This is a genomic window from Escherichia sp. MOD1-EC6842 (assembly GCF_002965705.1).
Lineage (GTDB): Bacteria > Pseudomonadota > Gammaproteobacteria > Enterobacterales > Enterobacteriaceae > Escherichia > Escherichia ruysiae.
In genome coordinates this window covers 22,892-43,708 of the sequence record NZ_PTRF01000022.1, presented here as the reverse complement: position 1 = coordinate 43,708, position 20,817 = coordinate 22,892, and the positions used below count along the sequence as shown (strand labels likewise).

19 protein-coding genes are annotated in these 20,817 nt (G+C 51.6%); 4 read left to right on the top strand and 15 right to left on the bottom strand.

What is annotated here, in order from left to right; genetic code table 11:
* Positions 1-1,578, bottom strand: a 1,578-nt coding sequence (locus A7Z29_RS20285; RefSeq protein ID WP_105290736.1) for a glycoside hydrolase family 127 protein, incomplete at its 3' end; no start/stop codon positions are given.
* 10 nt (positions 1,579-1,588) lie between these two features.
* Positions 1,589-2,989, bottom strand: coding sequence for an MFS transporter (locus A7Z29_RS20280; RefSeq protein WP_105290735.1), 1,401 nt, complete (start codon positions 2,987-2,989; stop codon positions 1,589-1,591).
* A 225-nt stretch (positions 2,990-3,214) separates the two neighbouring features.
* Between A7Z29_RS20280 and A7Z29_RS20275 the strand changes: the two genes are divergently transcribed.
* Positions 3,215-4,030: a helix-turn-helix domain-containing protein gene (locus tag A7Z29_RS20275; protein ID WP_105290734.1), complete on the top strand. Its 816-nt coding sequence runs from the start codon at positions 3,215-3,217 to the stop codon at positions 4,028-4,030.
* A 31-nt stretch (positions 4,031-4,061) separates the two neighbouring features.
* On the opposite strand, the gene araD is transcribed toward A7Z29_RS20275, so the two are convergent.
* The 10 genes from araD to yiaK all read right to left on the bottom strand — a co-directional run bounded on the left by araD (position 4,062) and on the right by yiaK (position 13,036).
* Positions 4,062-4,757: an L-ribulose-5-phosphate 4-epimerase gene (araD, locus tag A7Z29_RS20270; protein ID WP_105290733.1), complete on the bottom strand. Its 696-nt coding sequence runs from the start codon at positions 4,755-4,757 to the stop codon at positions 4,062-4,064.
* On the bottom strand, positions 4,751-5,611 hold the full coding sequence (locus tag A7Z29_RS20265) for an L-ribulose-5-phosphate 3-epimerase (RefSeq protein WP_105290732.1): 861 nt from the start codon (positions 5,609-5,611) through the stop codon (positions 4,751-4,753). Before A7Z29_RS20265 ends, araD begins: the two co-directional genes overlap by 7 nt.
* Positions 5,604-6,266 carry a 3-keto-L-gulonate-6-phosphate decarboxylase UlaD gene (gene ulaD, locus A7Z29_RS20260; RefSeq protein ID WP_105290731.1) on the bottom strand — a complete coding sequence of 221 codons (663 nt, stop codon included), beginning with the start codon at positions 6,264-6,266 and terminating at the stop codon, positions 5,604-5,606. The genes A7Z29_RS20265 and ulaD overlap by 8 nt, the downstream gene beginning before the upstream one ends.
* Positions 6,263-7,759, bottom strand: coding sequence for an L-xylulokinase (gene lyxK, locus A7Z29_RS20255; protein WP_105290730.1), 1,497 nt, complete (start codon positions 7,757-7,759; stop codon positions 6,263-6,265). Before lyxK ends, ulaD begins: the two co-directional genes overlap by 4 nt.
* 3 nt (positions 7,760-7,762) lie before the next feature.
* Positions 7,763-8,749: a 2,3-diketo-L-gulonate TRAP transporter substrate-binding protein YiaO gene (yiaO, locus tag A7Z29_RS20250; protein WP_105290729.1), complete on the bottom strand. Its 987-nt coding sequence runs from the start codon at positions 8,747-8,749 to the stop codon at positions 7,763-7,765.
* A gap of 12 nt (positions 8,750-8,761) precedes the next feature.
* Positions 8,762-10,039: a 2,3-diketo-L-gulonate TRAP transporter large permease YiaN gene (yiaN, locus tag A7Z29_RS20245; protein WP_000153842.1), complete on the bottom strand. Its 1,278-nt coding sequence runs from the start codon at positions 10,037-10,039 to the stop codon at positions 8,762-8,764.
* Between the two features lie 2 nt (positions 10,040-10,041).
* Positions 10,042-10,509 carry a 2,3-diketo-L-gulonate TRAP transporter small permease YiaM gene (gene yiaM, locus A7Z29_RS20240; RefSeq protein WP_085461402.1) on the bottom strand — a complete coding sequence of 156 codons (468 nt, stop codon included), beginning with the start codon at positions 10,507-10,509 and terminating at the stop codon, positions 10,042-10,044.
* A gap of 109 nt (positions 10,510-10,618) precedes the next feature.
* Positions 10,619-11,539, bottom strand: coding sequence for a DUF4862 family protein (locus A7Z29_RS20235; protein ID WP_105290728.1), 921 nt, complete (start codon positions 11,537-11,539; stop codon positions 10,619-10,621).
* Positions 11,540-11,561: 22 nt separating this feature from the next.
* A complete protein-coding gene (locus A7Z29_RS20230; RefSeq protein ID WP_000576114.1) occupies positions 11,562-12,026 on the bottom strand; it encodes a YhcH/YjgK/YiaL family protein in 465 nt (154 codons plus the stop codon).
* Between the two features lie 11 nt (positions 12,027-12,037).
* Positions 12,038-13,036 carry a 3-dehydro-L-gulonate 2-dehydrogenase gene (yiaK, locus tag A7Z29_RS20225; RefSeq protein ID WP_105290727.1) on the bottom strand — a complete coding sequence of 333 codons (999 nt, stop codon included), beginning with the start codon at positions 13,034-13,036 and terminating at the stop codon, positions 12,038-12,040.
* Between the two features lie 216 nt (positions 13,037-13,252).
* Here yiaK and yiaJ point away from each other — a divergent pair, with 216 nt between their 5' ends.
* Positions 13,253-14,086 carry an IclR family transcriptional regulator YiaJ gene (gene yiaJ / locus A7Z29_RS20220; RefSeq protein WP_000516597.1) on the top strand — a complete coding sequence of 278 codons (834 nt, stop codon included), beginning with the start codon at positions 13,253-13,255 and terminating at the stop codon, positions 14,084-14,086.
* A gap of 101 nt (positions 14,087-14,187) precedes the next feature.
* Positions 14,188-14,661, top strand: a complete 474-nt coding sequence (locus A7Z29_RS20215; RefSeq protein WP_010344940.1) for a 4Fe-4S binding protein — start codon at positions 14,188-14,190, stop codon at positions 14,659-14,661.
* 38 nt (positions 14,662-14,699) lie between these two features.
* On the opposite strand, the gene avtA is transcribed toward A7Z29_RS20215, so the two are convergent.
* Both avtA and malS read right to left on the bottom strand, forming a co-directional pair.
* Positions 14,700-15,953 carry a valine--pyruvate transaminase gene (gene avtA, locus A7Z29_RS20210; RefSeq protein WP_000144359.1) on the bottom strand — a complete coding sequence of 418 codons (1,254 nt, stop codon included), beginning with the start codon at positions 15,951-15,953 and terminating at the stop codon, positions 14,700-14,702.
* Between the two features lie 176 nt (positions 15,954-16,129).
* A complete protein-coding gene (malS, locus tag A7Z29_RS20205; protein WP_105290726.1) occupies positions 16,130-18,160 on the bottom strand; it encodes an alpha-amylase in 2,031 nt (676 codons plus the stop codon).
* Positions 18,161-18,570: 410 nt separating this feature from the next.
* Between malS and A7Z29_RS20200 the strand changes: the two genes are divergently transcribed.
* Positions 18,571-19,395: a protein bax gene (locus A7Z29_RS20200; protein ID WP_016160045.1), complete on the top strand. Its 825-nt coding sequence runs from the start codon at positions 18,571-18,573 to the stop codon at positions 19,393-19,395.
* 185 nt (positions 19,396-19,580) lie between these two features.
* On the opposite strand, the gene xylR is transcribed toward A7Z29_RS20200, so the two are convergent.
* Complete coding sequence (xylR, locus tag A7Z29_RS20195; RefSeq protein WP_000494491.1) at positions 19,581-20,759, bottom strand: D-xylose utilization transcriptional activator XylR; 1,179 nt, start codon at positions 20,757-20,759, stop codon at positions 19,581-19,583.
* Positions 20,760-20,817 lie beyond the last annotated feature (58 nt).

The following is a 20,817-nucleotide window of genomic DNA, read 5'->3' as shown; positions in this document are numbered from 1 at the left end:
CAGCGTATCGCCTTCCTGCCATTCACGGGCTATATGCAGATAGCCTTTACGAATATCCTGCTCGACGACTTCTCCATTCAATGTGACCTGTGGCTGCGTGCACCAGTCCGGCAGACGTAAAGCCAGGGTATGACGCACCGGCTGCGGAGATTCAACCGCAATCGTCACCTGTTCATGCCACGGATAGTTCCCGCTAACCCGCAGGCGCAGCGTGCCATTTTCTACCGGCACTTCCATACTGTTTCCTGCGTAGATGTTGATATACAACGCATCTTCACGCGGCGTGTAGAGATAATGACCAATCGAGGTTAGCACGCGGGCGATATTTGGCGGACAACAGGCGCAGCCGAACCAACGCTGGCGGATCGGTTTAACATGATCGTAGATATGGTTGAATTTTAAGGTTTTGGGATGCACTTCCAGCGGATTCACGTAGAAGAAATGTTTACCATCCAGCGCCATACCGCCGAGTACGGTGTTGTACAGCGCGCGCTCCATCACATCGGCATACTGACTGTCTCCTTCCATTTCCAGCATTCGCCGGGCAAACATCATCAGGCCGATGGAAGCACAACTTTCGGCGTAAACCGTGTCATTCGGCAGATCGTAATCACTGCTGAACGCCTCGCCGCTGCCCTGCGAGCCAATGCCGCCGGTAATATATAACTGACGCTGGGCCATATTGTTCCACAGCCGCAGGCAGTCCTGACGCTTGCTTTCATCGTGACTTAAACGCGCGAGATGCGCGACGCCGGTCATCAGGTAGACAAAACGTACCGCGTGACCAATGGCGGTTTGCTGCTGTGCGATGGGCAAATGTGCCTGGCTGTAGGCTTTGTCTTTCACCATCCACGCCGGGCCGTAGGTGTGCCAGTGCGAAGTCTGCCCGCGTTTATCATACTCCTGGTCGTAAAAGTGCGGCTGTGCGCCACGCTGTTCGACAAAATAGTTGGTCAGCGCCGGGTAGCGCGGCTCTTCGGTCACTTCATACAAACGCATTAGTGCCAGTTCAATTTCCGGGTGACCAGGATAACCGTGTAACTTACTTTCATCTGGGCCAAATACGCTGTCAATATGATCGGCCAGACGGCAAACCACCTCCAGCAAGCGCCGCTTACCCGTGGCCTGGAAGAAGGCGACTCCGGCTTCAATCAGATGACCGGCGCAGTAGAGTTCATGGCACTCCGCCAGATTGCTCCAGCGTTCTTCCGGTGCTTGCACCGTAAAGTAAGTATTGAGATAGCCATCTTCGCACTGGGCGGAGGCGACCAGTTCGATTACCTCGTCAGCGGTTTTTTCCAGTTCGGCGTCCGGCTTCTGGCACAGCGACCAGGCTACCGCTTCCAGCCATTTGGCGACGTCGCTGTCCTGAAACACCATCCCGTAAAATTCACCCTCCTGAAGTCCGGCGGCAATGCGAAAGTTTTCAATCGCATGGCTGGGTTCCGCTTCGGGAATGCGATCGTTTAACGCATCCCATTGATAAGGAATCACCACGTCGCGTACCAATTGCTGATATTGACCGAGGAACGGATCGCTAACCGTCAGTTTGTGCAGATCGACTTCCGAAATGTTCATCTTGTGCTCCTTAAGGCTGGACATGACGCTGACGCAGGTCGGTAGTAATGCGTGACATCATAGGGTTATTGAGTTTGCAAAAGCGGATTGCCAGCGCCAGCAGCAGGTGGAACAGCGCAGGCAGCAGTGTTTCCATTGCTGTGATCCCGCCCAGCGAACTGGCGGTCTGGTTTTCTACGCCAGGTTGATAGGCAACAAAAATAAATAGCAGGCTGATGATCCCGGCGCTGGAGGCCCAGGCCAACTTGATGAAAAACAAATTAAAAGCAAAGTTCATGCCGGAGGAACGCACACGGGTTTTCCATTCGCCATAGTCATCGGCAAAAGCCATCAGCGAGAAGTGCAGCGGCAGAGTAAAGCCAAGAATCACGCCATTACCGAGGATCACCGCCAGCCACAGCGTTTGATAAGCCGGGCCGGAGGGCAGGAACCACATCAACACTGCCAGCGCAGCGAGGAGCAGGTTGGTGTAGTAGTAAATTTTGACGGTATCGAAACGCCGCGTTAACGGGCTGACAATCACCGAGCCGATAATGGAGGCGAAGGTGACCATGGTGAAGAACAGCGACGTGTAGCCCGTACTGCCTTGTAAGACGTAGGTAATGAAGTACATATACCCACCGCCGCGAATATTAAAGACGTTAATCAGCAGGAAAGACATGACCAGCATCAGCAGCAGTTGGTCGTTGTTCCGCAGCCCGGCAAGATGTTCGCGCAGGGTAAATTTCCCCATTGTGGAGAGCGGCACCCGTTCACGAACCCAGAAAAAACAACACAGGAACATCACCACGGCAATGGCGCACAATACGCCGACGCCCAGTTGATAGCCGCGCGCGGCATTACCCTGACCGAAGAGATCTACCATCCATGGTAAGCCTACCGAAACCAGAAATCCCGCTACGCCACAGAGAACGAATCGCCAGGACTGGCAGGAGATCACTTCATTGTGGCGGGTGGTCATGGTGTTGATCAGCGCGCAGTACGGTACGTTGATGGCGGTATAACCGACTGAAAGGAGCAGGTAAGTACCGAACGCCCAGGCGATTTTTACTCCCATGCTGGCATCTGGCACGGTGAACGTCAGGATGCCGATAATGCCAATAGGGACGGCAATCCATAGCTGCCACGGACGAAAGCGCCCCCAGCGACTTTGCGTCCGGTCGGCAATGACGCCCATCACCGGGTCGGAGATGGCATCAAACACGCGCAGTGCAATAAACAGCGTGCCGACCAGCGCCGGAGTTAAGCCAAAAACGTCGGTGTAGAAAAAGGTGAGAAAGTTCATGATCAGGCAAGTTATTACGGTGCCGCCTGCGTCACCCAGGCCGTAGCCTATTTTTTCCCGTACAGATAACGCATCGTCAATTTTACCTTTAGCGATATCAGCGGTAGTAATCGGTGTAGAGGTCATAGATATTCCTCGTGAATAGGGAGCAATTTTTAGTTTTATTGGAATGACCTGATTAATTCTGCCGTGAACGGGAATATCAACAAGGCGAGAAAAGAGTAAAAAAAGGTGACGATTCCGACCTGAATTTAAAAGTGTGAAATGGATCAGGTGAAATTAATGTTTTTGATTAATAATCAAAAAGTAATGTGTTTCATCATTAATGAATAAGCGGGAAATTACATATCAATGCTCGAATTATCCATGACGTTACCGATTAAAGTGCAAAATGGTGGATTATTTATTTCCCGTGGCGTAGGGAGGCATCCGGCAAGGCGGCTGGAGTCATGGGAAATTATCTTTGTCGAAAAAGGTCGATTAGCGATTCAGGAAGAAGAACGGATATTTCTGGTCGATGCGGGAGAGAGTTTATTACTCTGGCCGAACCGACAGCATGTTGGGGTGGAGGATTTTCCCGCCGATCTCAAATTTTACTGGCTGCATTTTGAGGTTAAAGCGCCGGACAACGATCCGCGCTGGCTCACTCATCTTAGCGTGCCGCAACAAACGAAGGTTGCCGATCCGCAGGCGCTGGTGGCCCTGTTTCGCCAGTTTTTAAGCGAACAGGAAAAGCATCAACGCACTCCGGCGCTGGAGTTTATTGTGCTGCTGATTTTGCAGCAGCTCACCCGTGACGCGCGTCTTGATGAACAGGCCGATGGAGCAGGCACCACCCTTGCCTGGAAAGCGCAGAAACTGATCCGCACGCAATATCACCGCCTGCTTTCCACGGCGCTTTTAGCCCGCGAGCTGTACTGCAATGCCGATTATCTTGGGCGTGTCTACCGGCGGGTGTTTCATCTGACGTTAACAGAAGCAATCCACCGCCAGCGGGTGCGCGAAGCCGAAAAGCTCTTAATTAGCGAAGCGCGATCGCTCACGGAAGTGGCGGCGTTGTGCGGGTTTAATGACGTTGGCTATTTCCGGCAGATTTTTCGCAAACACACTGGTTTAACGCCAGCAGCGTGGAAGCGGCGTTACAGCAAGGAACATATCAATTCGTAGTGCCGGGGCGATGAAGCCCCGGCGTGAGGGATTACTGCCCGTAATAGGCATTGGCCCCATGCTTACGCAGGTAGTGCTTATCTAACAGTTCGTTTTGCATCGCAGGGAGCTGCGGCGCAAGCTGGCGCGAGAACAGGCCCATATAGGCGCACTCTTCCAGCACCACGGCATTATGCACCGCATCGGCGGCGTTTTTTCCCCAGGCGAACGGGCCATGAGAATGCACCAGCACCGCAGGGATTTGTGCCGGGTTCAGCCCACGCTCTTCGAAGGTTTCAATGATCACTTCGCCGGTCTGGTATTCATATTCGCCGTTAATCTCCTCTGCGGTCATTAGGCGCGTGCAGGGAATGGTACCATAGAAGTAATCGGCGTGCGTGGTGCCCCAAGCGGGGAGATCCTGCCCGGCCTGTGACCAGATGGTGGCGTGGCGCGAGTGGGTATGCACAATACCGCCAATTTCTGCATAGCGACGGTAGAGCGCCAGATGCGTTGGCGTGTCGGACGAGGGCTTTTTGCTGCCTTCCACCACCTTGCCGCTGGCTATTTCCACCACCACCATATCGTCGGCGGTCATCACGTCGTACTCGACGCCGGAAGGTTTGATTACCATCCATTGCCGCATTTCGTCTACCGCGCTGACATTGCCCCAGGTGAACGTCACCAGATGGTGAGCGGGAAGCGCCAGATTCGCCGCCAGCACGTCGGCTTTCAGTTGCTCTAACATATAAACCCGGCCTCCTGCATACGCGCTTCAATCCAGCGCCGCGCCTGAATAATCTCCAGCACCGGCTCATTGGCTTTTTCTGTCCACATCTCAATCAGGAAAGAACCGCGATAGTTCAGTTCATGCAGCGTTTTGAAGATGCCAACGAAATCGACGCAGCCTTCGCCAAACGGCACATCACGGAACTGTCCGGGGCTTTGCTCGGTGACTGGCTGGGTGTCTTTCAGGTGGATCGCGGCGATACGGTCAATGCCCAGTTTCAGTTCGGCGGGAACATCATTGCCCCAGGCGCTGAGGTTGCCGACATCCGGGTAAACGGTGAACCACGGCGAGGCGAGCATCTCGTCCCATTTTTTCCATTTGCTGATGGAGTTCATAAACGCGGTGTCCATAATTTCCACCGCCAGCATCACTTGCGATGCCGCCGCCTGTTCAACAGCCCACGCCAGTCCTTCAGCAAACCGTTGCTGGGTGCCTTCGTCATGCTCTTCGTAATAGACGTCGTAGCCCGCCAGTTGAATAGTGCGAATGCCGAGATCGCGCGCCAGGCGAATCGCTTTACTCATGATTTCCCGCGCCCGTTCGCGCACCGCCTCGTCCCGGCTGCCAAAAGGAAAACGGCGATGGGCAGACAGGCACATTGACGGAATAGCAACGCCCGTTTCGATCATCGCGGTAACCAGCGAAGCACGTTGTGCGGCGCTCCAGTCAAGGCGTGACAGACGTTCATCGGTTTCATCCACTGACATTTCGACAAAATCAAAACCACAGCTTTTTGCCAGCACCAGCCGCTCTGGCCAGGAGAGATCTTTCGCCAGCGCCTTTTCATAAATCCCTAACGGATGACTACGCACGAGAACCTCCCCAGATTGCGTCAATTTGTGCATGAAAATCAGCGGCAACCTGCGCTGGATTGGTAGCGCCCGCCAGTGCGCGCCCGGCAATAAACGCTTTCACGCGGATATCTTTAAACAGCGGCAGGTCAGCAGGGGTAATCCCGCCAGTAATGGAAAGCTCAAGGCCGATATCGGAAAGCGCCTTCATACGCGCCAGATCCGCCTCGCCCCATTGCTGCCCGCAGGCCTGCGCGTCGCGACCACGATGATAAATCGCCTGCCGCACGCCAATACGATGCCAGTCACGTGCGTCGTCCAGTGTCCAGTTGCCGAACAGCTCTATCTGGATTTCACCGCCGCAGCGTTGCGCCATCGCGTGGCCTTTTTCCACCGTGGCGAGCGGCGCGGCGCAGATGATGGTCATCCAGTTGGCGCCCGCGCCAAACGCTTGTTGCGCGAGCGTCTCACCGGCATCAGCGACCTTCCAGTCAGCGACGATGATTTTGTCCGGGCACTGTTCACGCAAGGCTTTCACCGCGCCAAGCCCTTCGTTTAAACAGAGAATGGTGCCCGCTTCGACGATATCGACACTGTCCTTTAACAGCGTCACGTCGCGCTGCGCGGCTTCAAGTGATGAGTGGTCGAGAGCCAGTTGCAGAAGTGGTCTGCTCATAATGTGTGTTCCTTAATGCGGGTGTGATAACCCTGGAGTGCGGCAATGAGTTGCTGATAGCGTTGATATTTTTGCTGGTAATGCTGATGAGCGGTCATGTCCGGCAGCAATGTGCGTACCGGATGTTGCAAGTTGCGCTGCGCTTCGCTGAAGTTGCGATAAACGCCCGTACCGACACGGGCAGCGAGCGCCGCGCCAAAGCATCCCGTTTCTTCCACCTGCGGCAGCTCGATACGCAGACCGCTGACGTCTGCCAGCATTTGCATCCAGACATCGGAGTGCGCAGGACCGCCAGTCACGCGCAGGGTGTGAACAGCGATAAAACGTTCACGCATCCGGTTGAGGTGGGTCATGTGGCTGAACACCACGCCTTCATAAATGGCCTGCAACAGGTGCGCGCGGGTGTGAATGGCCTGCATCCCGTAGAAACCGCTGGTCATCTCAAGTCCGGCGTTGCTGCCGTACAGGAACGGCAGGAAAAACAGATCGCCTCTGGCTTTCGGCAAGCTGGCAACGGCCTGATTAATCTCAGCAAAAGAGATTTCTCCCCACTGCGCGGTAAACCATTCGAGATTGCCGGAAGAGGTAGGGCTGGCTTCGTGAACGATAAATTGACCGTCATTAACATAGCGACCATAGACATACGGATGCGCTTCACCGTCACGTAAACCGCTGGTTATGCCGCTGGTCACCGCCCAGGTTCCCATTACCGCATTGAGGGTGGATTCGTCTTCGATCCCGGCACAAAGTGCGGTGGAAACCACATCAAACAGGCCACCGACAACGGGCGTACCCGCTTCCAGACCGGTTTGTGCGGCTGTCTGAGCGGTAATTTCCCCGCAGATTTCGGCAGATCCAACCACAGGCGGCAGGGCGTGATTGATTTCACCGATCCCCAGCCAGTCGGTGAGGCACGGGTCATATTCCCCGCGACTCATGTTGTAGAGATTGGACTCGGAAATATTGCTCTCTTCACAACCTTTGACGCCGGTTAAACACCAGCGCAGGTAGTCGTGCGTCATCATCACGCAGCCAATTTGCGCGTAGCGTTCCGGTTCGTGCTCTTTCAGCCAGCGTAACAGCGACACCGGATGCCCGGTCCACAAGGTTTGTCGGGTCAGCGGGTAGAGTTTTTCCGGGATGCCATCTTCCTGCCAGCAACGAACGATTTCTATCGCCCGGCGATCCGAGGACAAAATAGCGTTACCGAGCGGCTTGTCGTTTTTATCCAGCAAAAACAAACCCTTTCCCTGTGCGGAGATACCGATACCAACTATTTGTTCCCCGCTAACGCCAGAATGAGTAAGCAGGGCGCGAATGACAGCCATGCAGCATTGCCACAGTTCTGCCATATCGCGCTCAGCCCAACCTGGCTGCGGGCTTAATGCGCACAGCGGCAGGCGCTGCACACCCGCCTCCCGGCCTTCGCGGTCATACAGCCCGGCTTTCAGCCAGCTACCACCACAATCTAACCCCAGCCAGTATTGCGTCATGGTTTATTGCACCTCATCCACGGCTTTCAGCAGATCAGCGCCCTGCGGAACATCTTTAACAAACATGTCGCGAACCTGATTACCCAGCGCGTCACTAAAGGCTTTGCGGTCGAGATCGGTAATCACTTCCACGCCCGCGTCTTTCATGCCGTCGATGATTTTTTGCTGATCTTCGGCGACCAGTTTGCGCTGGTAGTTACCCGCTTCTTGCGCAGATGAGATCAGTGCCTGCTGGAACTCTGGGGTTAAGCCATCAAACTTCGCTTTGTTGATTACCACCAGAAGCGGGGAATAGGCGTGGTGCGTCAGAGAAAGGTACTTCTGCACTTCATAAAATTTTGCTGACCAGACGACGTTGATCGGGTGTTCCTGAGCGTCGATAGTGCGGGTTTCCAGCCCGGTATAGACTTCGGCAAACGGCATCGGGATCGGGTTAGCGCCAAAAACTTTGAATGCGGCAATATTCATTGGGCTATTGTTGGTACGGATCTTCAGCCCTTTCAGGTCGGTAGGCGTTTTAACCGGTGCACGCGAGTTGGTGACATCGCGCCAGCCGTTTTCCCAGTAAGCCAGCACTTTCAGTCCTTTACTTTCAAGGGAGACTTTCAGGTCATCCCCGACTTTGCCGTCGAGCGTTTTATGCGCGTGAGCGGTATCGCGGAACAGGAAAGGGACATCGAGCAGGTTGATGACGGGCGAGAGTCCCGTAAAGTTATTGGAGCCAGACATCTCCATATCAATAGTGCCGCCGCGCACGCCGCTGATCATCGCCTGCGCATTACCGAGGGTGCTATCCGGGAACAGTTTTAATTTCAGTTCGCCTTTGGTTTTTTCCTGTAATAATTCATTGAATTTTTTCGCCGCAATATGTTGCGAGTCGGTTTGCGAGGTTTCATAACCGAAACGTAATGATTGTGCCGCCAGAGAAGATGTGCTGAACGTCGCCACTCCGGCAAATAATAAAGCGTAGGTTACAGAACGTAATTTCATTATGATTTCCTTTTAACTCATCCATTTAAGAGGAGCGGTAATAAGCTCCGGTATAAAAATAAATAATGCTAACAACATGAATAAAACCATGACGTAAGGCGCGACGCCTTTTACCGCATCGTCAAATTTAAGTTTCGCCACGCCGCATACCACGTTAAGAACGTTACCGACTGGAGGCGTAATCAGTGATATTGAACAGTTGATAATAAACATGATGCCGAAATAGACCGGATCTATTCCCGCTTCTTTTACTAATGGCATTAATACTGGCGTAAGAATTAATACGGTAGGCGTTAAGTCCATGACCGTACTGATCACCATAATAGCGAGCATAATGACGATGAATAATAAGCGGGGCGAATCAACCAACGGTTGTAATAGCTCCGATACCATCATGGGTAATTCGGCGATCGTAATAAGCCATGCAGATACCGCAGCAGAGGCCACCAGGAACATGACCACGGATGTGGTTTTCGCCGCGTTAATCAGTACATGATAAAGCGTGGAGAAGGTCATTTCGCGATAGACCACCACCGAGACGAACAGGGCGTAGAAGGCGGCAACCGCGCCTGCTTCGGTGGGTGTGAATAACCCCGAACGGAAACCGCCAATAATAATTATCGGTAAAAAGAGCGCCCAAATACCGGAAATTAAGGATTGCCAGACTTCCCGCAGTGAGGCTTTCGGCTGACAAGGTAAATTCAGTCGTTTTGCCTGCCACCACCAGGTAACCATCAGCGTGACGCCCATCATGACGCCCGGCGCTATGCCCGCCATAAATAGTTTGCTGATGGAGAGTCCGCTGGAGACGCCGAAGATAATGAGTGGAATAGAGGGAGGGATAATGGCTGCAATAATCCCGCCGGAACCGATAAGCCCGGCGGCGCGATTTACCGGATAGTTGGCCTGACGCATCATCGGCACCAGCAGTGCCGCGACGGCTGCGGTATCGGCAACCGCAGAACCGGAAAGGCTTGCCATGATCATTGCCGCCAGCACGCCAACGTAACCCAGACCACCAGGCCTGTGACCCACCAGTTTCATTGGCAGGTCGACAATACGTTGCGACAGGCCGCCCGCGTTCATGATCTCACCCGCCAGCACAAAGAAGGGAATGGCTAACAGAGAGAAGCTGTCTGCGCCATTTACCAGCGTTTGTGCCAGAATTTGCACATCAAAGATATCCATCCAGAACATCAGTGAGATGCCGCACAGTAATAATGCCCAGGCAATGGGAACACCAATCGCGATAGCGCCTAACAAACTGACAATAAATATAAGAATTGTCATCGTCAGACTCCTTGTTGGTTTTGGCTGGTGGTATTTGTGAACTGCCGGTATAAGTGACGCAATTCCAGTAATGCGATAATCAGGCTGGTGGGGATAGCGGCGGCGTACATTAAGCCAACGGGTACGCCGAGAATGGGTGATAAGTTACTCCAGTCCTGTGACGTTTTTTCTATTGCACCCCAGGCCAGACCCAGACACAGTAATAAAATGAGCGTATGGGTTAGCTGCGAAACACGTTGTTGATTAGCGGGAGAGAGTTTTTCGACTAAAAAAGTAACCTGCACATGGCTGTTGTCCATATAAGCAACGATAGCGCCAATAAAGGTTAACCAGACAAATAAAAGACGGGATAATTCATCAATCGATAATATGCTTGTGTGAAATCCATATCGAAGAATTATATTAATAAAAATAATACAAGACAGTATTGCGATGATGAGCGCAAGAATGCCTTCGAGTATCCGTTTCATAACGAGTCCTTCTTGTTATGTAATATGTTTTCATTAATTAATGCTGTTGGTATTCGTAATATTTATTGGAAAACGACTAATTAGAATTTGGCGAAATAAATGAATCGTTTTAAATAGATTCATTCAAAGAGTGAATACCGTTACGTAATATATCGATGCGATGCTGCACATCAGCCGATTCATTTATTTCTAGCAGCTTGATGCCAGCAAAATGCAATGTTGACGGTTCTGCTGCATTAAATAACTCGCGAACGTGATCTGTGGTCATCAGGCTTTCTGCACAGAATGGTGCAAACGGCGCGTGTAAATCCTGCCATTCTCCGTATGCTCCGTTTAGCGTCGTACCAGAGAACATCAACGCGCCGAGTTTCCCGGTCTGTTTCGCCATTTGGGTATGGGTCAGCGGCAACACTGTATTACGGCCTTCAATGGCGGATCGCGCCCAGTTGATACAGATGCTGACGTCATAATCGGCAATGACTTCCAGCACATTTTCCAAAGGCAAAAAGCCTTTGCGGGGAGCGGCAGACGTCATGGCGTCGCAGTGTTCCAGCACCAGTTTGCAGGGCCAGTCCCAACTGGCGATTTCTTTCAACGAGCGGGCAAAGGCATCCGTCGCTTGTATAATATTGGGATTCGTTGCTAACGGTGCGGCCTGGATCTCTAGTGCGAGCACTTTATTGGAATTCAATGAGTTGATTTTATTGAATAGGTGGCGATAGTACGCCACGCACGCCTTGCGTTGATCTTCATCGCTGGAGGCGAGGCCAAAACCGTTGTTTTCGCTGCGGCGACGCATGGTTTCCATCACAGCGGTGACGACAAATCTCCAGCTTTCTGGCGTATGACGTAGCAACCATTGGTCGCCCAGCGGGTGGAAGTTTTCCAGGCAGGGTTGTTCCAGCCCACGAATATCAGGGGTATCTGATAATTGTCGCCAGAATACCTTCTCTTCCTCTTCACTTCTTTGGTGAAAAGAGGGTGCACAGGGATACGCACCGATAATATAACCGGTATTATTCGCTTTCATTTTGTGCTCCAGTAATAACTTTTTATAAAGCGCAGAGGGCGACTTTAACCACGATTTTGCGGATTGCCGTAGGGGCATTTTTATTACATGCCGGTCGATGAACATCCTGTGGGAAGAAAATAGCGTAGCTACCCGGTATCATTTCTATAAATGATTCATGTTCACTATCGTGATAAAAAATAATATCGCGTTGCTCTAATAGTGATTCGCTGACTTTATTATTCCCGGTATCAATGGCTACACCGATTTTCTCTTCGCCCCAGGCCAGAAACTGAATATCCAGATAGCGACGATGAACCTCAGGACGGTTTTCCACCGCCTCGCGTGTGGTTAAATCGATAATTTGCGCAAAAATATTCTTGCCGTCGATTTCGACAACGCCCGGCGCCAGGGCGTTGAAATCGGTGGTGCGTAGAAAATCGAGCGCCTTTTCAATGGCAGCGGGCAAACGGCACGGATTAGGTTGTGTGATATGTCCAAATATCATGGTCTATCTCCTTATAATGCCTGGATTTTTGCCCATACGCTGTCATCCACAGTAATACCGTTACGACGGTTTTCTGCCAGTAGAGTGGTAAATTCGTGGCCGGGTAAACGAATGGCCTGGTTTTCGTCTGCGCGTTCGGCACTGGTAACGTAATCCATGATGCGTTGCAGTTTGGCGTCGCGGGTGGAACCGTCGATCAGTTTATCCACTTCAATGGCAATAAAGATTTGTGAAATGCCGTACTCGTCGCTGTTGTCCTGGGTGACTTCAGCAACCGATGCGCCGTCAGAAAGGAGAGTGGCTATCATATCCAGCACAATCGACATGCCAGAACCTTTCCAGTAGCCCATCGGCAAAATGCGGCGATTCTTCTCGATAACGCCAGGTTCTTTGGTCAAATTACCCTCATCATCAAAGCCACCATCGACCGGCAGCTCGCGTCCCGCCAGACGATTCACTTCTAACATGCCGTAGGAGAACATCGACATCGACATATCGACCATGGTGATGGGTGAAGAGGGAATAGCGACGATCAGTGGGTTGGTGCCGATGCGACATTCTTTTGCGCCCCACGGCGGCATTACGGCGATGGAGTTTGTCCAGCAGATGCCGATATAGCCTTTTTCCGCCGCCTGCCAGCCGTAGCTGCCGCCGCGCATCCAGTGGTTGGCATTGCGTAACGCGACCAGGCCAATCCCGTGAGTTGCCGCCAGTTCAATGGCACGATCCATCATCTTTTTCGCTGTCAGGTTACCGATTGAACGCCGGGCGTCCCACTGCTCAATCGCGCCGAGGCTGGTTATACGTTTGGGTTGGGCGTCAGGAATGATATCGCCGTTTTCCAGTTGCTGAATGAAACGGGGGAAACGGTTAACGCCATGAGAATAAACGCCGAATTCGGTGGTGCGGGCGAACATCTCTGCACAGGCATCGGCTGTTTCGCTGTTAACGCCACGTGAAATTAATACCCGATTAAAGGCTGTTTTTAACTGCTCAAATGTCACTTTCATCCCTGGCTTCCTTGTGTTTGTTGATCGCTTTTTTAGCTTAAAATTCCACTATGCGAAATTTGATTTCAAATATATCGATCGCTTTTTAACAAAGCAATCCACACCATGATTTTCAAAAATCATATAAATCAAATAGTTATAAATTATCTGTCGAGATCGTGAACTGCGACACACTTTGCGTTACCATCAGGGCGCGATAAAAAGGGGAAGAAAGCGATGGGAAAAAAAGAGCACGAGTTGGCGCAGGAAAAAGAGCGTCCGGCTGGAAGTCAGAGCCTGTTTCGCGGGTTGATGCTGATTGAGATTTTGAGCAACTATCCAAACGGTTGCCCGCTGGCGCATCTTTCTGAACTGGCTGGCTTAAATAAAAGTACGGTCCATCGTTTATTGCAGGGACTACAGTCCTGTGGCTATGTGACAACCGCGCCTGCTGCGGGGAGTTATCGCCTGACCACAAAATTTATTGCCGTCGGGCAGAAGGCGCTGTCTTCGCTGAATATCATTCATATCGCCGCGCCGCATCTTGAGGCACTGAACATCGCCACTGGTGAAACCATTAACTTTTCCAGTCGAGAAGACGATCACGCTATTTTGATTTATAAACTGGAACCTACTACCGGTATGCTGCGAACCCGTGCCTATATTGGTCAGCATATGCCGCTCTACTGTTCGGCGATGGGTAAGGTTTATATGGCGTTTGGTCATCAGGACTACGTGAAATCGTATTGGGAAAGCCATCAGAATGAAATCCAGCCGCTAACCCGCAATACCATTACCGAACTGCCCGCGATGTTCGACGAACTGGCGCACATTCGCGAAAGCGGCGTGGCGATGGACAGAGAAGAGAATGAACTCGGCGTCTCCTGTATTGCTGTTCCGGTGTTTGATATTCATGGGCGGGTGCCGTATGCAGTGTCGATTTCGCTTTCGACATCACGCCTGAAGCAGGTGGGGGTGAAAAATCTCCTGAAACCGCTGCGTGAAACTGCCCTGGCTATTTCCAATGAACTGGGATTTACCGTCCGGGACGACCAGGGCGCGATCACATAATGCTTTGGGCAGGTGGCAAAACTTTAATATTTCCTTCGTTGGATCAAAGCAATAATGGCGCACTCTCTGGCACGCTGCGGTTTTAGTGCAAAGGAGTGATCATGAACCGATTTATTATTGCGGATGCGACGAAATGTATCGGTTGCCGTACCTGTGAAGTGGCTTGCGCAGTGTCGCATCAGGAGAATCAGGATTGCGCTTCGTTGTTACCTGGCGAGTTTATTTCCCGTATTCGTGTTATCAAAGACCATACCTGGACCACGGCAGTAGCCTGTCATCAGTGTGAAGATGCACCCTGCGCGAATGTTTGCCCTGTGGACGCTATTCGTCGTGAACATGGGCATATCTTTGTTGAACAATCACGTTGTATTGGCTGTAAAAGCTGTATGCTGGCATGTCCGTTTGGCGCGATGGAGGTCGTTTCATCGCGAGCAAAGGCGAGGGCGATTAAGTGCGATCTGTGCTGGCATCGGACGACGGGCCCGGCCTGTGTTGAAGCCTGTCCGACAAAAGCGTTGCAGTGTATGGATGTTGAGAAAGTGCAGCGGAATCGGCTACGGCAGCAGCCTGTTTGAAACGCTATTCCGGCGTTTCTCAACGCCGGAATAGCGTATTAATGGCTTTCAGCCCAGGCGCGTTCTATCTCTTCCGCCAGAATCTTCACGCCTGCCTCAATTTTCTCCGGCTCCGGCACATAGTTCATGCGCATACATTGATGCGTATGCGGCCACGGTTTATCCAGCCCAGGGAAGAAGTTGTGCCCCGGCACCATCAGCACGCCGCGCGCTTTCAGGCGCTGGTAAAGCTGCTCGGTGGTAATTGGCAAATCCTTAAACCATAGCCAGAGGAAAATGGCTCCTTCGGGTTTATGAATCAGGCAGCGATCTTCTGGTAAATAGCGGCGAATGATGGCGATAGTTTCCTGAACACGCTGGTAGTAGAACGGCTTGATGACCGTTTCTGACAGGCGCAGCAGATCGTTACGCTTAATCATTTCACACATCATCGCCGGACCAATACCGCCAGGCGCCAGGCTGATAATGCCGTTCATATTCGTGATGGCGGTGATGATTTTTTCATTGGCGATGATAATGCCGCAGCGCGAACCTGGCAGCCCCAATTTAGAAAGGCTCATGCACAGCACGATATTCGGATTCCACAGTGGGCGCGCTTCGCTGAAGATAATGCCAGGGAACGGGACACCATAAGCGTTATCAATCACCAGCGGAATGCCGTGCTGATTTGCCAATGCATCCAGCTTCAGCAACTCTTCGTCAGTAATCACATTGCCTGTTGGGTTCGTTGGACGGGAGACGCAAATCATCCCGGTCTCTTCGCCAATATGCAGATGTTCAAAATCGACGTGGTATTTAAACTGGCCTTCTGGCAGCAGTTCAATATTTGGACGCGCAGAGACGAAAAGATCTTCTTCCAGTCCGGCGTCAGCGTAGCCAATGTATTCTGGTGCCAGCGGGAACAGCACTTTTTTGACCCGACCATCGGCGCGGCGTCCGGCAAACAGATTAAATAAGTAGAAAAACGCGCTCTGGCTGCCGTTTGTTAGTGCAATATTCTGTGGTTCAATATCCCAACCCAGCTTCTCGCGTAGCATTCCGGCAAGTAGTGTGAGTAGCTCCGTTTTCCCCTGCGGGCCGTCGTAATTACACAGCGCATCAGTGGCTTTGCCGCTTTCCAGCATGTCGGTCAGCAGCGTCTGGAAGTAGTCCTGCATTTCCGGGATCTGCGCCGGATTGCCGCCGCCGAGCATAATCGCGCCGGGCGTGCGTAAGCCGTCGTTCAGATCTTCCATCAGCAGCGTAATGCCGGAGTGGCGGGTAAATTTGTCACCAAAAAGGGAGAATGTCATAGCGGGATATCTGTCGAACTCTGTAGCAAGGAAAGTAACAATAACGCTACATTTGCTGGGGTGCAAATCGGGTTGCTGCAAGAGGATTGGCGTATCATGCTAAGGTTTATGATATGTCTGGTCTTTTATACTGGAATACGGCTTCCCGACATACTGCAAGTGGGAAGCCGGAAAAGTTACTGTTGCCCCGCCCAGACAACCATCACTTTATCATTGCCATGTTCACGGACAAATCCATAACCTTGTTTCAGTGGCAATGTGGTCTGCTTACCCGCGCCAATCGCTGGATGGCGGGCGCGGAACTGACCGAGGCGTTGCCAGTGTGCAACGCTGGCGGCAGATTTACCGCTAACATCCTGCCAGTTCATATCCGAGCGTGTGCCTTGCAGCGGATCTGAGCCGGTGGCTCCGAACGGACGCGAGGATTCATCACCGTAAAAGATTTGTACCGCGCCTGGCGCTAATAGCAATAACTCTGCTGCTTTGTCGCCTCCTTCGCGGAACAGGCGGGTATCATGCGAGGAGAGATAGCTCAACACGTTGAAATCCTGCAATTTATCTGCCATTTGCTGCCAGGTGGTATCCATCTGCTCCAGACAATCGACGGCTTTCGCCGCCTGTTCCTGATAATCGAAGTTGATCATCGCATCGAAGCCGTGGCGATAGTAGTCACTTTGCATCACGCCATGACCCCAGGCTTCGCCGGTCATCCAGAAAGGTTTACCATCTAACGCTTTATCGGGATTCGCTTTTTTCCATTCGCTAAGTGCGGCGCTGGCCTGAGTTTTCAGTTGCTGCCAGGCGGGCAACTCAACATGTTTGGCAGTGTCGACCCGAAAACCATCAATCCCGTAGTCGCGAACCCACTGGCTTAACCAGTGAGTTAAATAATCGCGCGGCGTATAGCCATCGATGGCTTTAGCGTGGGTATCCGGTTTGTTTTTATAGAACACCGGCAGACCTGAAGCGGTGGTAGATTCGGTCTTTATATCCGGCAAAAAGGCCAGCGACATGGTGAGATCGTCGAATCCAGGATTGTCGTAATCTCCAATATCCGTTCTGACCCAGTTTTTCCCCCACCATTTATCCCACCCTGTTTTGTCGCTGAAATTAATGTAATCGTTAAAACTATGCCAGGTTTGCCCGGCGGCGGGTTTCCAGTCGCTCCAGCGGTCACCCAGCGTTTTTTTCAGCTCATCACCAGAAATATATAACGCGCCAAACTGATACTCCTGCATATCCGCCAGCGTGGCATAACCGGTATGGTTCATCACCACATCAAAGAGAATACGAATACCGCGCTGGTGCGCGCTATCAACCAGCGTCCGTAGATCGGCTTCGTTGCCCATATTTGCATCAAGATTCGTCCAGTCCTGTGTGTAATAACCGTGGTAGGCATAATGCGGGAAATCGCCTTTTGTACCACCGCCTACCCAGCCGTGAATTTGCTCAAATGGGGCGCTGATCCATAGGGCATTGACGCCGAGCTGCTGGAGATAATCCAGTTTGTTGGTCAGGCCGCGTAAATCGCCGCCGTGAAAAGTGCCAATTTCCGCCATACCGTCTTTATGACGACCGTAGCTCTGGTCATTGCTGAGATCGCCGTTTTCGAAACGGTCTGTCAGCACAAAGTAAACGGTGGCGTTATGCCAGTCGAAAGGGGCAGAGGTGCCAGTTTCTGCCCGTTCCAGCAGTAGCAAGCCGTTACTGGTGGCGGCAGGTTGTAACGTTATTTGACCGTTTTTCACCGTCGCGATTTGTTGGCTGTAATAATCACGGATTGCCGCACCTTCCGGGAAAGTGGCACTGACATCAAGCGTAAGTGGTCGTCCATCCCATTTCGGGCATTCACGGATTGGGGTTGCTACTGGTTCGGCGGTGTTTTGGATCGAAATCATCAACGTTGGCGTGCCGGAGCGGGTGTCGATTTGCAGCTTATATTCGCCAGCTCTGAACAATCGCCATTGTGGCGGTGTGTTATCGCAAGGTTGCAGGGAAAGCATCTGATTGAGTTTTATCGCATTCACTGGTTGCCAGCACTGTTGGTCAAAATTTAGCGTTAGTGGACGCGTACTTTTAGCCAGCTTAGCGTGGCTGACAAATGTTCCTGTCCCCTGTTCGGTAAAGATGGGGAACCCCTGCGAAGTCCAGTTGGCGGCAACGGCAAAGCCGGGAAGGAGTGTCAGAAAACAGGCGGCAAGTTTCATGGCGGGTGAGTCCTTATTGCTGCGATTTAAGACAGTTTGCCAGCGAATAGCCAGACAAAGCTCATCCCTGAATAGTAAGTCCACAGGATGAGAAGCAGGGGTGAGCGATCGCGCGCAAAAAACGGCTGAATTTTGCGATAAAATCCACATTTTCTGCGATCTTGCACCAATCTGAACCATTACCACGTGACATAGTTTCAGATTTGGACTATTCCTTGGGGTGCGCTTGACCGCTATTTTTGATATGATTTGAGATTCAACTCTCAAATTTGGGAAAAATATTACTCTAAATCATTCGAGTTGCAGGACAAAACACCAATGGCGTTTTGAACAGCGTTTACGCAGTACAGGCAACTTGAAGTATGACGAGTATAAGGTGTTTGAATGATTAAATCCGATCAGGAGACCTGATGATTTTGACTCCCATACGACGATATGGGGCGATGATTCTTATGTTACTCACTCTGGTGTTTTCGAGTGAGGTGTTAGCGAAGACGCACACGACAACAACGAGTCAAAAGTCCCACTTAACTAAAGCTAGTAATAAACAGGTAAGCAGTAAACAAGAGTATTCTCGCAATAGTGCAAAGAGCAGTTCACTTCCTGATTTGCGAAAATACCCTTCCGGAACACCAAGAAAAAAAGCGTTTCTCCGGACTGTAATGCCCTATATTACCAGCCAAAATGCTGCCATTACGGCGGAACGTAACTGGCTGATTTCAAAACAGTACCAGGGGCAATGGTCGCCTTCAGAGCGTGCACGTCTACAAGACATTGCCAAACGCTATAAGGTGAAGTGGTCCGGTAATACGCGAAAAATCCCGTGGAATACGCTACTCGAACGTGTAGACATTATCCCGACCAGTATGGTAGCGACGATGGCTGCCGCAGAAAGCGGTTGGGGAACGTCGAAGCTGGCGCGTAGCAACAACAACCTGTTCGGCATGAAGTGCATGAAAGGGCGTTGTACCAATGCGCCGGGTAAAGTGAAGGGGTACTCTCAGTTCAGTTCTGTAAAAGAATCGGTGAGCGCCTATGTCACTAACCTGAATACGCATCCGGCTTACGCTTCTTTCCGCAAATCACGTGCACAATTGCGTAAAGCGGATCAGGAAGTTACCGCCACAGCGATGATTCATAAGCTGAAAGGTTATTCCACGAAAGGGCAGAGCTATAACAACTACCTGTTCGCGATGTACCAGGATAACCAGCGGTTAATTGCCGCGCATATGTAATTGCATTCCCTTGAGCCTTATCCGGCTTGTTGGTCGGATAGGGCTTTTGCTCGCATCAGGTGGTTGTGCTGAATTGCCTGATGCGACGCTGGCGCGTCTTATCATGCCTGGCGGGTAGGTCGGATAAGGCGTTCACGCCGCATCCGACAACCACGAAATGTTGCCAGGCGGATTTTCCCCTTCCGCTACAGCATTACCTCGCTATTTACATCGCGATACTCTTTTGGCGTCGTGTCATACGCTTTTTTAAAAACAGAGTAGAAGTATTGCAGCGATGGATAACCGCACATTTGCGATATCTCATTGATCGACAAGGTAGTAGAAATCAGCAGGCTGCGCGCTTTCTCCAGCTTTTCGGCATGAATCATGGCGTGAATAGTTTCACCCACTTCTTCTTTAAACCGTTTCTCAAGATTAGATCGCGATATGCCCACCGCATCCAGAACCTGATCCACTTTAATTCCTTTGCAGGCATGATTGCGGATGTAATGCATGGCCTGAATAACGGCGGGATCGGTCAGCGAACGGTAATCCGTTGAACGCCGTTCGATGACACGGACTGGCGGAACCAAAATCCGCTGCAACGGCATCTCTTCTTTATCTAATAAGCGATGCAACAGTTTTGCCGCCTGATAGCCCATTTGTCGGGCGCCCTGGGCGACAGAAGAGAGGGCGACACGCGAAAGATAGCGGGTCAATTCTTCGTTATCTATGCCAATCACGCATAATTTTTCCGGTACGGGGATGTGCAGATGCTCGCATACTTGCAGAATATGCCGCGCCCGGGCGTCAGTGACGGCAATAATTCCTGTTTGCGGTGGCAGCGTTTGCAGCCAGTCTGCCAGCCGATTTTGCGCGTGTTGCCAGTTCTCTGGTGCGGTTTCCAGCCCCTGATAAACCACACCTCGGTACTTCTCTTCAGCCACAAGCTGGCGAAAGGCATACTCGCGTTCGGCGGCCCAGCGTTTGCCGCTCGGCTCTGGCAGACCATAAAAAGCAAAGCGGTTAACGCCTTTCTCTTTTAAATGCAAAAATGCGCTTTCAACCAGCGCGTAGTTATCGGTGGCAATGTAATGTACGGGCGGATAGCTTTCTGCCAGGTGATACGAGCCACCAACGCCAACAATAGGGACGTTGACATCAGCCAATGCTTGCTCGATTTGTTTATCGTCGAAGTCGGCGATGACGCCATCTCCTAACCAGTCCTTGATTTTATCAATGCGGGCGCGGAAATCTTCTTCAATGAAAATATCCCATTCCGATTGCGACGCCTGTAAATATTCCCCTACACCTTCTACTACTTGACGGTCATAGGCTTTATTAGCATTGAACAGCAACGTGATGCGATGACGTTTAGTAAACATGGTTCTTTTCCTGCTGAATCATGTAAAAACTCAAAACCGGTAATACGTTACCGGCTTT